Source organism: Aeromonas sobria, assembly GCF_000820145.1.
Lineage (GTDB): Bacteria > Pseudomonadota > Gammaproteobacteria > Enterobacterales > Aeromonadaceae > Aeromonas > Aeromonas sobria.
Window position 1 is genome coordinate 31,640 of record NZ_CDBW01000005.1, and the last position, 15,258, is coordinate 46,897.

Sequence of the window (15,258 nt, forward strand, 5' to 3'; positions counted from 1 at the left end):
CGGCGAGTCGACTCACCCGGGGATATCACGCCTCGGCTTCATCCTGTGCATCAGCCGCACCATCAGGCATAGGCTGGTGGTGGTTAACGGCACGCGCGGGAACCACAGTCGAAATAGCGTGCTTGTAAACCATCTGGCTCACGGTGTTTTTCAGCAAAATGACAAACTGGTCGAAAGACTCGATCTGACCTTGCAGTTTGATGCCGTTCACCAAATAGATAGAAACAGGAATCCGCTCACGGCGCAGCGCATTCAAAAACGGGTCTTGGAGAGATTGCCCCTTAGCCATTGTTCTTTTCCTTATAGTTTGTTGTTTTTAAACACCGGATATCAATATAACAACCTGATTATACAGGGAGTGTCAAGCCGCACCAGCGTGCGCAAGCACACGGTCGAGATTGCCAGACTCTCCAGATTCCAACCAGGTCACCTCGGGCCAGCCGCGCAACCAGGTCATCTGTCGTTTTGCCAATTGGCGTGTGGCAACAATGCCACGATAACGCATTTCATCATACCCCACTTCGCCGCACAGGTAGTCCCACATTTGGCGATAACCCACACAGCGAATGGAGGGGAGATCCGGGTGCAGATCGCCGCGCGTCATCAGCGCTCGTACCTCCTGCTCGAAACCACCTTGCAACATCTTGTCGAAGCGCATTTCGATACGTTGGTGCAGCACGGCGCGATCACTGGGGGCAATGGCAAACTGCTGCACCCGATAGGGCAAGCCCTCCCCCTGCACTTGCGTCAGCTCGGTGAGCGTCTTACCGCTGATGCGATAGACCTCCAGCGCCCGGCTGAGCCGCTGCGGGTCATTGGGGTGAATTCGCGCCCCGGCCACCGGGTCGATGCGCACCAGCTCGTCGTGCAGCGCCTGCCAACCGAGGCGGGCTGCCTCTTCCTCAATCCCGGCACGAATGGCGGGATCGGCGGACGGCAGCGGGGACAATCCCTCCAGCAGCGCCTTGAAATAGAGCATGGTGCCGCCCACCAGCAGCGGAATGCGGCCGCGGTCGGCGATCTCTTTCATCTCCCGCAGGGCATCCTTGCAAAAATCGGCCGCCGAATAGCTCATGGCGGGGTCAAGAATGTCGATCAGCCGGTGCGGGGCCCGTGCCAGTTCATCGGCGGTCGGCTTGGCCGTACCTATATCCATGCCGCGATAGATCAGCGCCGAATCGACGCTGATGATGTCGCAGGGCAGCGCCTGGCACAGTTCAATGGCGAGATCCGTCTTGCCGGAGGCCGTCGGCCCCATCAGAAAAATTGCGGTCGGCAAGTCACTCGCCATGTTCAAACTCCTCCAGCACGGTCGCCAGCGAAAGCGGGCGTACCATGCGAATATCTGTCAGTTGGTCAGCGTGAGCGGCCACAAGTTCCGTCAGCAGACGACTAGCAGTTGAAAAATCGTATATCTTCTCGCGGCTTATCCCCTGCTCCACCAGCCATTGGCATAATACTTCAGCCTGCTGACCGGCATCACTGTCAGATCCGCCCTCGATGAGTTGCAACAGTTCGGGTAACAGGCGCACCAGGTCGGTCTGGCGCAACAAGGCCGGCACCCGAGTCAGGATCATGGTGTCACGCCCACCGCTTTTCAACTCCAGCCCCATCCGTTTCAGCAAACGTTCCTGCTCGCTCACTAGCGCAATCAGATTCTTCGGCAATTTGAAGGAGACCGGCAGCAACAGTGGCTGGGCCGCCAGTCCCTGTCCCCAGGCATCCAGCAACCAGCTTCGCAGCAGCACCCGCTCGGCGCGCACCAGCGAGAGCAGCGCCAGCTGATTATCCCGCTCGACCAACAGATAGGCCTGATCAACCAACGTCAGCGCGCGGCATCCCCCCTGCTTTGACTGAGTCACTGTGGTGGTGTCCGGCTCAGCCACCGTTGCCGTTGCGATGGGCAGGGTAGTTAACAGCGACCCCATGCCACGCATCGCATCGCGACCTGGCGGCTCGGGTGGTTGGTAGTTGCTGGCGCGCGCAGCTCCCCCTTCCCGCACCTGCGCAGGTGCCCGATAGCTGTGCTCGGCGCCGTACCATTCAGGCCGTGGCGCCTGACCGGGATAATCAATCTGTGGGCTGACCGGCAGTTCGACCAGGGTTTCGGCCAACGGCTCTTCCTGATGAGCAGTGCTGACCCCTTCGCGGCGCAATGCAGTAAACAGCGCCTGAAAGATAAAGTCGTGCACCAGCCGCGCCTGATGGAAGCGCACCTCGTGCTTGGCGGGATGAACGTTGACATCCACCTGACGGGGATCCAGCTCGATATAGAGCACATAGGCGGCAAAGCGATCGGCGGGCAGCAGTTCATCATAGGCCTGACGGATGGCGTGGTTGATAAGCTTGTCGCGCATCATCCGGCCATTGACATAGGTGTATTGCAGATCGTTCTGCGGTCTTGCCCCCTCCGGGGTCGCCAGCCAGCCCCACAGCCGCACGTCGCTGTGCTCGCTCTCCACCGCCAGCGCATGGTGCATGAAGGGGGTGCCGCAGACCGCAGCGAGGCGGCGCTCCTGCTCCGGCACCGTGTTGGCGCCCTTGTACTGGCGCACCACCTTGCCGTTGTGGCGCAGGATCAGGGTGGCGTCGAAGCGAGAGAGCGCGATGCGCCGCACCAGCTCGTCGATATGGGCAAACTCGGTCTTTTCGCTGCGCATGAACTTGCGCCGCGCGGGAGTATTGAAGAAGAGATCCACCACCTCCACCGTGGTGCCCACCGGATGGGCCGCCGGCTTGATGGTGACGCTCATCTCGCGCCCTTGCGCCTCGGCTTGCCAGGCTTCGGACTGCTCTGCGGTACGGGAGGTAAAGGTGAGACGGGAGACCGAGCTGATGGAGGCGAGGGCCTCACCACGAAAACCGAGGCTGTTGATCCCTTCCAGATCGTCCAGCGTGGCAACCTTGGAGGTCGCGTGACGCGACAGCGCCAGCACCAGCTCCTCTTTGGCAACACCACAGCCGTTGTCCCGGATACGGATCAGCTTGGCGCCCCCCTTGTCGATGTCGATCTCGACCCGGTCGGCACCTGCGTCCAGGCTGTTTTCCACCAGCTCTTTCACCACCGAAGAGGGCCGTTCCACCACCTCTCCGGCTGCAATCTGGTTAGCCAGGATCGGGGGTAATATACGGATCGGCATCACTTACTCCTGAATTTCAATCTTGCAAATAGAGAGCCGCTCCACCACCTCTCCACCAACCGGAATCTGGTTGGCCAGAATGGGTGGCAAAATACGGATCAGCATCACTACTCCTGAATTTCCATCTTGCGGATGATGTCGCCAACACGGGGAGCCGCATCGCCAGCTCCCGCGCGTTAGTTTTGCGGAATGTAGAGCACCTGACCTACCTGAATATCCCGCGACTTGAGTTTGTTGATCTCCACCAGTCGCGCCTGACTCACCCCATGTTTCTCGGCCAGGCGGGAGAGGCTCTCGCCCCGCGCGACCACATGACGGATCATCTGCGGCTGATTATTGCTCTGGGCGCGAGTTGCCTGAGCCGGTTGCCCGGAACGGGGAATATAAAGCACCTGACCAATCTGGACATCACGGCTCTTGAGATTGTTAATCTCCACCAAGCGCGCCTGACTCACCCCGTTCTTTTCAGCCAACCGAGAGAGGCTTTCACCTCGGGTGACCACGTGCCGGGTCATGCCGGATTTGTCATTGGCGCCAACAGAGCTGACCGGGGCGCTCGGTGATGCGGTTGCAGCCGAATAGGGTTTGATCACCCCAGCACCAGAGCCACTGCTGACACTGCTGACCGGAGCTCCGCCGTCGCGCACGGTCGTCGCTGGCATCTTGTTGGTCACCACCGGCTGCGATTGCACCTGTTGTGGCCTGCTCACCGGTTGCTTGGTGACGACTGACCGGCTAACGGCGGCTGGCTGGCTGGCCTGTCCCTTGCCGGTCAACATGGCCCCCTTGGTCGGGTGGGCACGGTAGTAGTTGCGGATCCCCTCGAAAATGGCGCGGGCCAGCTGGTCCTGATAACTGGTGTTAGCCAGCAGCTTCTCTTCCGCATGGTTGGAGATAAATCCGGTCTCCACCAGCACCGAGGGAATATCAGGCGCCTTGAGCACCGCCAGACTGGCGTGTTCAGGCTCTTTTTTGTGCAACTTGGCGACCTTGCCCATGGAACGCAGGATCTGACGACTCACGTCGTAACCCTCGGCACGGGACTTGTCCATGGAAAGATCAAGGAAGGTTTGCGCCAGATAGGGGTTGGGGTCGGATTCAGCCAACACCTTACCCACCCCGCCCAGCAGTTCGCCCTGCTTCTCTTGCTTTTCCAGCCAGCTGCCCATCTCGCGGTTGGCGCGGTTGGTCGACAAGACCCAGACCGAGGCGCCACGCGGGGTCGAGTTGTGGAAGCTGTCAGCATGCACCGACACCAGCAGATCCGCCTTGGCTTTGCGGGCAATCTCGGAGCGCTTGTTGAGATCGACGAAGTAGTCGCCACGGCGGGTCAGCACCGCCCGCATACCCGGCTCGCGGTCGATCAGCGCCGCCAGTTTCTGGGAGACGGCCATGGTGACCCGTTTCTCGTAGGTACGACGCGGCCCGATGGAGCCGGGGTCCTCCCCACCATGACCCGGGTCAATGGCAATCACCACACCGCGGTGCTTGCCACTCACCGGCACCGGTTGCGCGGCGGCAGCGGATCGCTTCTCTTCATAAGGCAGATCAATCACCAGACGGTGGCCATAGGGCCCGGCTGGCGCCAGCGGAAACACCACCGGCTTGATGGTGGAGCTGAGATCCAGTACCAGACGCAAGCCCCCTTTCTCCAGCGGGGTGCTCTGGCGTATCTTGCGCACCAGCTCACTGTTGTTCTCGACCCGGGCCAGATTGGCGGCGTTGCTCGCCCCTTTCAGATCGATCACCAGCCGATCCGGGCCGTTCAGGGTGAAATAGTTGAAATTGGGGGCGCTGCTCATATCGAGCACCACCCGGGTGTTATCCGGTGATGGCCAGATTCGTACGCTCTTGAGCTGATTCGCCCAAGAGGGTAACGCCATCAAAGAGAGAGCAAAAACAAGGATCAAGCGCACGTAGATGACAACCGTTCCAGAATGGCTTCGCCAATAGCAGTGCGGGCCTCTATCAGCACCTCACGCTGCTCGCCTACATAGGTGAGGGTAATTTCAAGGTCGGGAGCCGGTAGCCAACCCTCGCCCTTCTCGGACCACTCCACCAGACAAAGGGTGTTGGCGGCAAAATAGTCCCGAATGCCCATGAACTCCAGCTCTTCCGGATCAGCCAGGCGATAGAGATCGAAATGGTAGACCTGCCAGCCATCCAGCTCGTAGGGCTCGACCAGGGTGTAAGTCGGGCTTTTTACCTTACCCGGATGGCCAAGGCCCTGCACCCAACCTCGGGTCAGAGTGGTTTTACCTGCGCCCAGCGTGCCATGTAGAAATACTGTGGTCGCCTGCTGGCAAGCTTGTGCCAAACGACCACCCAGTGCCACGGTTGCTGCCTCATCCGGCAGTGTCATCATCAACTGTTTTGCCATGTTCTTCTTGTTAACTTGTTATGGTGTCGGGATTAACCAGTTTGCGGATCAGCGGCAGCAGATCTGACGCCAGCATGCCCCGCTCGCCGTCGGTGGCGGCCAAGTCGGCAGCCTCGCCGTGGATCACGGCGCCCAGCCAGCTTGCCATGGTGGCAGACCAGCCCTGAGCCAAAAGGGCGGCGATTATACCAGATAACAGATCGCCCATGCCGCCACTTGCCATGCCCGGATTGCCTTCACAGCAGAGGGCGACCCGCTCGCCGTCATAAATAAGTGTCCCCGCCCCTTTTAACAGCACCACACCGCCATAGCGCCGCTGCAGCGCCTGCACGGCAGCAAACCGGTCGGTTTCAATGTCGGTAATGGTGCATCCCAGCAGCCGCGCCGCTTCGCCGGGATGGGGCGTGAGCACCCAATTATCCTGATGGCGGGGAGATTGCGCCAGCCAATTCAATCCATCGGCATCCAAAACCAGTGGCAGCCGATCGGTGAGATAACGGGCGATTTGCCCCCTTCCCCACTCATCCTGACCGAGGCCGGGCCCAATGACCCGCACCGACGCCCACCCTTCGTCATCTGCTGTGGTGAGGCTCATCAGCTCGGGTTGATAGAGACTGACCGGCGGATGCTCCGGATGTTGACACACCCGCACCAGCCCGGCCCCCGCCCGCAGGCAGGCACGGGCCGCCAGCACGATGGCCCCCTGCATGCCGCGATGGCCCCCCACCAGCAGCACCTTGCCATAACAACCCTTGTGGGAAGCGCGCTGGCGCGGGGTCAGCTGCGTGCTCAGGAGCGGATAATCGATACGCCAGGCGGCGGGCAACATAGCGCCATCCGGCGTGACGCCAAGGGGGTCACAGTCGAGCTGGCCGACGCAATCCACTCCGTCGCCGGTGAGCATCCCCTGCTTGATACCGATAAAGGTGAGGGTGCGAGCAGCCTGCACCACGGCCCCCATGGCGCGGCCGGTATCGCCGTTGAGGCCGGAGGGGAGATCCACCGCCAGCACGGGCGCAGCCAAGCCATTGATTGTTGCGACGATCTTTGTCAGTAGCGGTGAGAGGGGGGTGTTGACGCCAGTGCCAAGCAGGGCATCGACCACCAGATCCGGGGCTGGCAGCTGCATCCCGTCAAACTGCTCTGCCAGCCAGACCCGGCCACCGGCCGCCAGCCACTCATCGGCGGCCCGTCTGGCATCCCCCTTCAGCTGATCAGCAGCTCTGGCGGCAATCACCACCACCTCGATGCCAATCTGGCGGGCAAGGCGGGCCAGCACATAGCCATCACCGCCGTTATTACCGGGGCCGACGAAGATCCACCAGCAGCGGCTGTCGGGCCAATGCAGGGTGGCATAAGTACGCAGCGCGGCACCGGCTCGCTCCATCAGGGCATAGAGGGGTTGCCCCTCGCGCGCGGCCCAGTTGCGCTCCAGTACGCGGATCTGTTCAGTCTGCCACAGCCCCTGTGGTAAACTGCCCCCCTCTTTTATGCCCAACGCGCCCCTGATGATCTCTACCATGACGGCTCCCGCCTCTTATCAACCGACCCACGCCAGCAAACGCCGGCCAGGCCAAGCCGCATGAGCGCACCTGACTTCCACCAGCTGGCCCACGATATCAAGCTCTGGGCACGGGAGCTAGGATTTGACCAGGCAGGCATCACCGACACCGATCTGCGCAGCGAAGAGCCGAGATTGCAGGCCTGGCTGGATGCGGGCTATCACGGCAGCATGGATTACATGGCGCGCCACGGCATGATGCGGGCGCGCGCCCACGAGTTGCTTCCGGGCACGGTGCGGGTGTTGTCGGTACGAATGAACTACCTGCCGTTCGAGGCAGGCTTCGCCGCTACCCTGCGCGACCCGACCCTCGGCTACATCAGCCGCTATGCCCTCGGTCGCGACTACCACAAGGTGCTGCGCAACCGGCTAAAACAGCTGGGAGATCGCATCGAAGCGCGCTGCGCCGAGCTGTTTCAAGACACTGCTGACACCTTGGGTGAATGGCGCCCCTTCGTTGACTCCGCCCCCATCCTGGAGCGGCCGCTGGCAGCCAAGGCTGGACTTGGCTGGGTTGGCAAACACTCACTGCTGCTCAACGAATCGGCCGGCTCCTTCTTCTTTCTCGGTGAGCTGTTGCTCAACCTGCCGCTGCCGCTCGACCAGCCGGTGGAGAAGGCGCAGTGCGGCAAGTGCGTTGCCTGCATCAACATCTGCCCGACCAGCGCCATTGTCGCCCCCTATGTGGTGGATGGCCGCCGTTGCATCTCCTATCTCACCATCGAGAACGACGGCCCTATTCCGGAAGAGTTCAGGCCATTAATGGGCAACCGCATCTACGGCTGCGACGACTGCCAGCTTATCTGCCCCTGGAATCGCTACGCCGATGCCAGCCCGGAGCCCGACTTCAGCCCGCGCCCCAGCCTGCACCGTCCGCCCCTGCTGGCGCTGTGGTGCTGGAGCGAGAGCGATTTTCTCAAACAGACCGAAGGGAGCCCGATCCGCCGCATCGGCTATCAACGCTGGCGCCGCAATCTGGCGGTTGCCCTTGGCAATGGCCCGGCGGCTCCCGAGGTGATCGCCGCCCTGCAACAGGGGCTGACCACCGCCGAGCCCATGGTGGCCGAACATATCGAATGGGCGCTGGCCACCCTTGCCCGGCGTCAGGATGAAGAGAACAAGAAAACCCGTTTGCTAATCCGCTGCATCGAAAAAGGTCTGCCGGATCACGCATAAGTGATCTGCCCCTTGCCGGATTGCTGCACTTTTTTCATGCTCTGCCGACCCGCAGTGACCAGAACACCGTAATTAGTACCAGCTGGTCGGCACACAACAAGGACAACACAGATGCAAATGTTGGGAGTGGATATTGGCGGCTCTGGGATCAAGGGCTGCCTGGTGGATACTGAAACCGGCGAACTGATCGGCGAGCGCCATCGCATTGCCACACCGCAACCGGCCACTCCGGCCGCCATCGCCCATACCCTGAAGGCGCTGGTAGAACACTTCGACTGGAAAGGGCCGGTGGGGTGCGGCTTTCCCGCCACCATCCACAACGGGGTTGCCAAGAGTGCCGCCAATATCGACAAGAGCTGGATTGAGACCGATGCCGAGCATCTGTTTGCCGATGTCACCGGCAAGCCCTGCTATGTGCTGAACGATGCCGATGCGGCGGGTTTGGCCGAGATGAATTTTGGCGCCGGTAAAGATCGCAAGGGGGTGATCATCCTCATCACAGTCGGCACCGGCATCGGCACCGCCGTGTTCGTCAACGGTCAGCTGCTGCCCAACACCGAGTTGGGTCACCTGATGCTGGAAGGGATGGTGGCAGAGCACTACTGCTCCGATGCGGTGCGCAAGCGGGAAGATCTCTCCTGGAGCCGCTGGGGCAAGCGCTTTAACAAGTATCTGGCGCGCCTCGAGTTTCTCTTCTCCCCCGATATCTTCATTCTGGGGGGCGGCAGCGCATCCAAGCTGGAGAAGTTTGTCGATCGTATCGAGACCCGGGCGCCGCTCATTCCGGCGGCCAGCCTCAATCAGGCGGGCATTATCGGGGCCGCCCTCTACGCGGCCGAGCAGCAGGGCTGACCGACACTCACTGCAAATCAGCAGATATCAAATGGAAAGGGCCCGGCACTGCTGCCGGGCCCTTTTTTGTCGGCCATCTTGTATTACATGTCATCGAATCTGTGTACCCCGTGTACCAATCGGGTCAGACGGGTCTGCTCCAGTCCGGCCAGATTGTCGAGTAGCGTGGTGGTGGCCGGTATCGGGCACTCCCGGGCCAGATGGCCCAGCTCACCCACTAACTGCTCTTCCCAGCGGCACACCTGAGTGACGATATCCTGGGTCTGGGCCGAGGCCGGCATCTCGAAGCGGGTGATGGCAGGCAGCATATCCTCGCTGAAGCTCTGGTTCAGCCAGGTCTCCCTGACCGCCTCTCCCAGCTGAGCTACATATTCGTGCAGATGGGCGCTGGCCGCATCCTCGCGACCTTGCAGATAGACCAGCAACATCCGGCTGCGTTCGCTGTCTACCTGGCTGGCCATTCGCCCGTAACAGAGCCCGAGCTGGTGATGAACCTGCTCAAGATAGTGCAGCAACTCTTTGATCTGTTGGAATCTCATCGCCCTGCCCTCCATGTTTGTCGATATCGTCAGTATAAAAAACAACCGCCAGCAACCCAATCCCTAACCGAGCGCCCCTTGCGCTGCATCAAGGTTGACGACGACAAAAGGGCAGGCAGGTTATCCGGTCGCGAATAGGGAACGATTTGTGCAGCTATTTGTGCAACTATGGAGGAGCATCAGGATCGACACCTGACGTGAGTGAAATCGGGCTGACACACTAATAAAACCAGCATTTACCCGCCATAACCCATCTTTAATTCGGCTATATGCCGCGCAGGCGAAACAGGATCTGGATGCGCAACCTATCCACCCTGCTCGTTATCCACCAGACAGAAATCCTTATCACTTTTTTAGACGTCTAGACGTAAAAACATGCGTTGACACGGCCATCCAGACATCTTAGCATCATCCTCCATGATGGCAGAGTAACCCAGTGGAACCTCTGCCCAATTTACCCGCCTGTAGCGCCCTGTGCTGTAAGGCTGTGAGCACGGAATAATCCATGATTAAGTTGAACGGTCTCAACAAAGTCTACGGTACCGGCAGTGACGCCGTGCACGCCCTGCGTGACGTGAGTCTGCATGTACCCCAAGGCAAAATATTCGGGGTGATCGGTGCCTCTGGTGCCGGTAAAAGTACCCTCATTCGCTGTGTCAACCTGTTGGAGCGCCCGACAGAGGGGCATGTCATCGTCGCGGGCCAGGATCTGGTCGCCCTGAGCGAGCGGGATTTGACCCAGGCCCGCCGCCAGATCGGGATGATTTTCCAGCACTTCAACCTGCTCGCCTCCCGCACCGTATTTGCCAACATCGCCTTTCCGCTGGAGTTGGCTGGCTGGAGTAAAGAACAGATAAAAAGCCGGGTCGAAGAGCTGTTGGCACTGGTCGGGCTGGAAGCCCGTGCCCACGCCTATCCGTCCGAGCTCTCCGGCGGCCAGAAGCAGCGTGTCGCCATCGCCCGGGCGCTGGCACCCGCGCCCAAGGTGCTGCTGTGTGACGAGGCCACCTCGGCCCTCGACCCGCAGACCACCCGCTCGATCCTGACCCTGCTCAAGGAGATCAACGTCAAGCTGGGGCTCACCATACTGCTGATCACCCACGAAATGGATGTGGTGAAGGGGATCTGTGACGAAGTGGCCATCATCAGTGACGGCCGCCTGATCGAGCAGGGCGAAGTGGCCTGGTTCTTCAGCAATGCCAAGACCCAGCTGGCCCGTGACTTCATCCACTCCACCATCCATCTGGAGGTACCGCAAGAGTATCAGGATCGGATGAGTAGCGAGCGGGTGCCCGGCAGCTATCCGCTGGTGAAGCTCGGCTTTACCGGCAGCACGGTCGATACGCCGCTGATTTCCGAGGCGAGCCGCCGTTTCAACATCGACATCAGTATTTTGAGCGCGGATATCGAGTACGCCGGTGGCGTTAAATTCGGTTTTCTGCTGGCAGAGCTGTTCGGGGATGAAGCCCAGTGCGCGGCAACCCAGCAGTTCCTGACTGACAACCATATTCAGCTGGAGGTAATGGGTTATGTCCGAAGCCATGATTAATCTGCTCATTATCGAGCTGGGCAACACCTTGCTGATGGTCGCAGGCTCCGCCCTGTTTGGCTGCCTGCTTGGCCTGCCACTCGGCGTGGCGCTGCATGTGACCAAAGGGGGCCAAATCCTGGCCAACCCGCTGCTCAACCGCAGCCTCGGCATGGTGGTCAACGTGGGCCGCTCGGTGCCCTTTATCATCCTGCTGGTGGCGATCATCCCTCTCACCCGCTTGATTGTCGGCACCAGTATCGGCACTATCGCCGCTATCGTGCCGCTCACCATTGGCGCAGTGCCCTTTATCGCCCGACTGGTAGAAGGGGCCCTGATGGAGGTGCCGGACGGCCTGCTGGAAGCGGCCAAGGCGATGGGCGCCAAGCCGTTGCAAATCATCACCAAGGTGCTGCTGCCTGAAGCCCTGCCCGGCATCATCAACAGCGTCACCATCACCCTCGTTACCCTGGTGAACTACTCGGCCATGGCCGGGGCCATCGGTGGCGGTGGTCTGGGAGATGTGGGTATTCGTTATGGTTATCAGCGTTTTGACCCCACCGTCATGCTGGTGACCGTGGTTATCCTGGTAGTACTGGTTCAACTCATCCAGAGCGCAGGTGAGCGCCTGGTTCACAAATATGATCATCGTTAATCGTCGATTTCTGACAGGAGGTTTTATGAAATTTGGCATCAAATCTGTTGCGGCAGCGTTGCTGGCTGGCTTGGTTCTGACCGGTTGCGGTCAAAAAGAAGAGAGCAAGGTTCTGAAAGTGGGCGCCATTGCGGGCCCCGAGACCGAGCTGGTTGAAATGGCTGCCAAGGTAGCAAAAGAGAAATACGGTCTGACCGTCGAGATCGTCAACTTCTCCGACTACGTCACCCCGAACGTGGCACTGAACGATGGCAGCATCGATGTCAACGCCTTCCAGCACAAACCTTATCTGGATGCGCAAGTACGTGATCGTGACTTCAAGCTGATACCGGTCGGCAACACCTTCGTCTACCCGATTGCCGGTTACTCCAAGAAGCTCAAGTCACTGAGCGAGCTGAAGGATGGCGCCCAGATCGCAGTACCGAACGATCCGACCAATCTGGGTCGCTCGCTGATCCTGCTGGCCAAACAGGGTCTGATCACCCTGAAGGATGGCGCCGGTCTGGAAGCGACTGTGCTGGATATCGCCAGCAACCCGCGCAACTTCAAGATTGTCGAGCTGGAAGCAGCCCAGCTGCCCCGTTCACTGGAAGATGTGGATCTCTCCATCATCAACAACACCTTTGCCGGTCAGATTGGTCTGACCCCCACCGAAAACGGCCTGTTTGTTGAAGATAAAGAGTCCCCCTACGTCAACCTGATCGTGGCACGCGACAACAACAAGGATGACGAGAAGGTTAAGCAGTTCGTTCAGGCCTATCAGACCGACGAGGTCTACAAAAAGGGCGTCGAGTTGTTCAAAGGCGGCCTGGTGAAAGGTTGGTAATTGCTCACTTGGCAAAAAAGGCCACGCAATGCGTGGCCTTTTTTATTGACGCCGTTATCATATCGTTGAGCACGGCAACACGAACAGACTCATCACATGAAAAAATGGTATCTGGCCTACTGCAAGCCAAAAGAAGAGGCCCGCGCCCGCGCCCACCTCGATGCCCAGGGCATCGAATCCTATTACCCTATGGTAGAGATTGAAAAGCTGCGCCGGGGCAAGCGAGTACCTGTACGGGAACCCATGTTTCCCAACTATCTGTTTATCTTTGTCGATCTAAACGAAGTCACCCCGATCACCCTGAAATCGACCCGCGGTATCAGCCGGATCATCCACTTTGGCAGTGAATGGACCCCGATCAACAGCAAGCTGGTCTATCAGCTGATGAGTCGTGATGACAGCGACGAGGCAAGAGCATGCTACGCCAACCTGCCCATCACTGGTGACAAGGTATTGATTGAAGAGGGGCCGCTGGCTGGCTTCGAAGCCATCTATATGGAACCGGATGGGGAAAAACGGGCGATTTTGCTGGTCACCCTGCTCAACCGGGAGACCACCAGCAGCTTCGATAACCACGCCTTCAGACGGCTCGATTAAGGTAAATGGCGGGATCCTCCCGCCATTTCATGCGTGAAGATCGAAGCGGGCGATCACTGCCGTCAGCTTGCCGGTATCCCCAGCCAGTCTGGCAACTATCTCCTCCCCCTGCTGACTGCGTTGGCAGGATTGACGGCTGAGCCCGGCGATATGGTCCACGGTGCCAGCCACCTCCGCGGCAACCCGGGATTGTTGCTCGCTAGCCACAGTGATCGCCTCCAGCTGACCCGATAGCGACTGCACCAGCTGGTGCATGGCGCTCAGGGTGTCGGTCACCAGTCCCACCGCATCTCGCCCCTGTTCAACCAATCGAGTACCCCCACTCACCGTGATCACCGTCTGGCGAGTCTGCTGGGAGATGGCCGCAATGGTCTGGCTGATCTCGGCGGTCGATTGATGGGTACGGGTCGCCAGCTGGCGCACCTCATCGGCCACCACCGCAAAACCGCGCCCCTGCTCACCGGCTCGCGCCGCCTCGATCGCCGCATTGAGTGCCAGCAGATTGGTCTGCTCGGCAATGGTGGCGATAACTTCGGTGATCTGTCCCACCTGCTCACTTTGCTGCTCAAGCAACCCCATGGCTTCGTTGGCCTGCCCAATCATGGCGGCAATCTGCTGCATGGTGTCGGTCATCCGCTCCAGGATGATCTGCCCTTGCCGGGTCTGCTGCTGCACCTGATGAGCGCTATCAGCCGCGCTGGCAATGTTATCCACCACATCACGGGCACGCATCGACATCTGATCGATGGCAACCGCCACCGCATCGACCTGCTGATCTTGTGCCGTCAAGTCACTCACGATGGCACCTGTGGTGCAGCCCACATCGTGGCACGCGGTCTCAACCTGTCCCACGGCTCCTTGCAGTTCCCCTACCAGATGACGCAACTGGGCAGACATCCGATTAATGGATCCGGTCAACACCCCCAGCTCATCCTGCCCCGTGATTGGCAGGGGCTCGGCCGCCAGCCGGCCATCCGCGACCTGGCCCGCCCGGGTCACCAGACTGGCGATGTCACGGGTCAGACGATGGCTAAAGAGCCAGGCGACCACCATGCCAAGCACGATGGCACTGCCGCTTGCCAGCAGCAGGGTTTGACTGATGGTTTGCCCGGCTTGGGTCATCTGGCGCGAAATCGCCTCTACTTCGGCCCCGGTTTTGGTAATTTGTTGTACCAGCTGCTCACTGAGACGGGACTGCATCGGCTCGATGTCGGTTGCCATCAGAAAATTAGCCTGATCCCAATCCGGCGCCTGCCGCTTGCTGATCACCTGATCCACCAGCTCTGAGAAAGGTGTCGCCATCTCTTCAAATAGCTGCCAGAGGCTACGCTGGGTCTCGGTAAAGAGCGCGGCTTGTTGTTTCACCTCCGCTACCCGCTGCAGGTGAAACTGGTAGTAATCCTGATATTTACTGCGGTATTCGGGATCGCCGGAGATAAGAAAGTCCCGCAAAGCGGATAGCGCATTGGCGAGGCTGTTGTAGGCATCCCCCACCTGCTTGAGCAACATGCGACGATCGCCCGTGAGCTGATCCTGCGGGGTAGCGACCTCCTCATTGGCAAAAGATTGCAATTGATCGAGCGCAGCCTCCGCCAGCGGCCCCGCCTCTTGCAGCATCAAGGTGTGGGCAGGCAGGTTCTCTTCACTCTGGGCTATGGTCCAGACCTGCTCCTGATGGCGCTTGAAGGTATCGAGGGACTGAGTGAGCGCCGGGCTGAACGCCTGATGGGCAATAGCTTGCCAGGCCGCCCCCCACTCCTGCTTGAGCCGGGAGGCCTGGGCAGGGTCTTTACCGAGGATCAGATAGCCCCGCAGGGCAGAAACAGTGGCAACCAGCGCCTTCTGGCTCGCCTCATCCCGCTGCAGGGCAGGCAACGCCTGCTCCAGCAGGGTGTGCTGGGCCTGATTGATCTGGGTCAGCCGGTAATAGACCAGCGTGGAGGAGAGCAGGATCAGCAGGTTGATAAAACCGAAACTGAGCAGTAGCTTGCTTGATATTTTCAT

General features: G+C 59.9%; 14 protein-coding genes. 6 read left to right on the forward strand and 8 right to left on the reverse strand.

Annotation, left to right across the window (positions count from 1 at the left end; translation table 11 throughout):
- Positions 1–25: 25 nt before the first annotated feature.
- The 6 genes from hfq to BN1135_RS02230 all read right to left on the reverse strand — a co-directional run bounded on the left by hfq (position 26) and on the right by BN1135_RS02230 (position 7,042).
- Positions 26–289: an RNA chaperone Hfq gene (gene hfq / locus BN1135_RS02205; protein WP_042018518.1), complete on the reverse strand. Its 264-nt coding sequence runs from the start codon at positions 287–289 to the stop codon at positions 26–28.
- A gap of 72 nt (positions 290–361) precedes the next feature.
- Positions 362–1,291, reverse strand: a complete 930-nt coding sequence (gene miaA, locus BN1135_RS02210; protein ID WP_082186705.1) for a tRNA (adenosine(37)-N6)-dimethylallyltransferase MiaA — start codon at positions 1,289–1,291, stop codon at positions 362–364.
- Positions 1,281–3,140, reverse strand: coding sequence for a DNA mismatch repair endonuclease MutL (mutL, locus tag BN1135_RS02215; RefSeq protein ID WP_042018520.1), 1,860 nt, complete (start codon positions 3,138–3,140; stop codon positions 1,281–1,283). Before mutL ends, miaA begins: the two co-directional genes overlap by 11 nt.
- Before the next feature lie 176 nt (positions 3,141–3,316).
- Positions 3,317–5,056 (reverse strand): N-acetylmuramoyl-L-alanine amidase, encoded by a 1,740-nt coding sequence (locus BN1135_RS02220; RefSeq protein WP_082186706.1) that lies wholly within the window; start codon positions 5,054–5,056, stop codon positions 3,317–3,319.
- On the reverse strand, positions 5,047–5,520 hold the full coding sequence (gene tsaE / locus BN1135_RS02225; protein WP_042018522.1) for a tRNA (adenosine(37)-N6)-threonylcarbamoyltransferase complex ATPase subunit type 1 TsaE: 474 nt from the start codon (positions 5,518–5,520) through the stop codon (positions 5,047–5,049). The genes BN1135_RS02220 and tsaE overlap by 10 nt, the downstream gene beginning before the upstream one ends.
- A 10-nt stretch (positions 5,521–5,530) precedes the next feature.
- The gene (locus tag BN1135_RS02230) at positions 5,531–7,042 is read right to left on the reverse strand and encodes a bifunctional ADP-dependent NAD(P)H-hydrate dehydratase/NAD(P)H-hydrate epimerase (RefSeq protein WP_042018524.1); all 1,512 of its coding nucleotides are present in this window, start codon (positions 7,040–7,042) and stop codon (positions 5,531–5,533) included.
- A 60-nt stretch (positions 7,043–7,102) separates the two neighbouring features.
- Here BN1135_RS02230 and queG point away from each other — a divergent pair, with 60 nt between their 5' ends.
- Positions 7,103–8,257 (forward strand): tRNA epoxyqueuosine(34) reductase QueG, encoded by a 1,155-nt coding sequence (gene queG / locus BN1135_RS02235; protein WP_042018526.1) that lies wholly within the window; start codon positions 7,103–7,105, stop codon positions 8,255–8,257.
- Positions 8,258–8,368: 111 nt separating this feature from the next.
- Positions 8,369–9,109, forward strand: a complete 741-nt coding sequence (gene ppgK, locus BN1135_RS02240) for a polyphosphate--glucose phosphotransferase (protein ID WP_042018528.1) — start codon at positions 8,369–8,371, stop codon at positions 9,107–9,109.
- Positions 9,110–9,192: 83 nt separating this feature from the next.
- Here ppgK and BN1135_RS02245 read toward each other — a convergent pair whose 3' ends face one another.
- Complete coding sequence (locus tag BN1135_RS02245; RefSeq protein ID WP_042018530.1) at positions 9,193–9,648, reverse strand: hypothetical protein; 456 nt, start codon at positions 9,646–9,648, stop codon at positions 9,193–9,195.
- Between the two features lie 505 nt (positions 9,649–10,153).
- Between BN1135_RS02245 and metN the strand changes: the two genes are divergently transcribed.
- The 4 genes from metN (at position 10,154) to rfaH (ending at position 13,254) form a co-directional block, all read left to right on the forward strand.
- Positions 10,154–11,197 (forward strand): methionine ABC transporter ATP-binding protein MetN, encoded by a 1,044-nt coding sequence (gene metN / locus BN1135_RS02250; protein ID WP_042018532.1) that lies wholly within the window; start codon positions 10,154–10,156, stop codon positions 11,195–11,197.
- Positions 11,178–11,831, forward strand: coding sequence for a methionine ABC transporter permease (locus BN1135_RS02255; RefSeq protein ID WP_042018533.1), 654 nt, complete (start codon positions 11,178–11,180; stop codon positions 11,829–11,831). Before metN ends, BN1135_RS02255 begins: the two co-directional genes overlap by 20 nt.
- Positions 11,832–11,856: 25 nt before the next feature.
- Positions 11,857–12,657: a methionine ABC transporter substrate-binding lipoprotein MetQ gene (gene metQ, locus BN1135_RS02260; RefSeq protein ID WP_042018535.1), complete on the forward strand. Its 801-nt coding sequence runs from the start codon at positions 11,857–11,859 to the stop codon at positions 12,655–12,657.
- A gap of 96 nt (positions 12,658–12,753) precedes the next feature.
- Positions 12,754–13,254, forward strand: coding sequence for a transcription/translation regulatory transformer protein RfaH (gene rfaH, locus BN1135_RS02265; protein WP_042018536.1), 501 nt, complete (start codon positions 12,754–12,756; stop codon positions 13,252–13,254).
- 27 nt (positions 13,255–13,281) lie between these two features.
- Here rfaH and BN1135_RS02270 read toward each other — a convergent pair whose 3' ends face one another.
- Positions 13,282–15,258, reverse strand: a complete 1,977-nt coding sequence (locus BN1135_RS02270) for a HAMP domain-containing methyl-accepting chemotaxis protein (protein WP_042018539.1) — start codon at positions 15,256–15,258, stop codon at positions 13,282–13,284.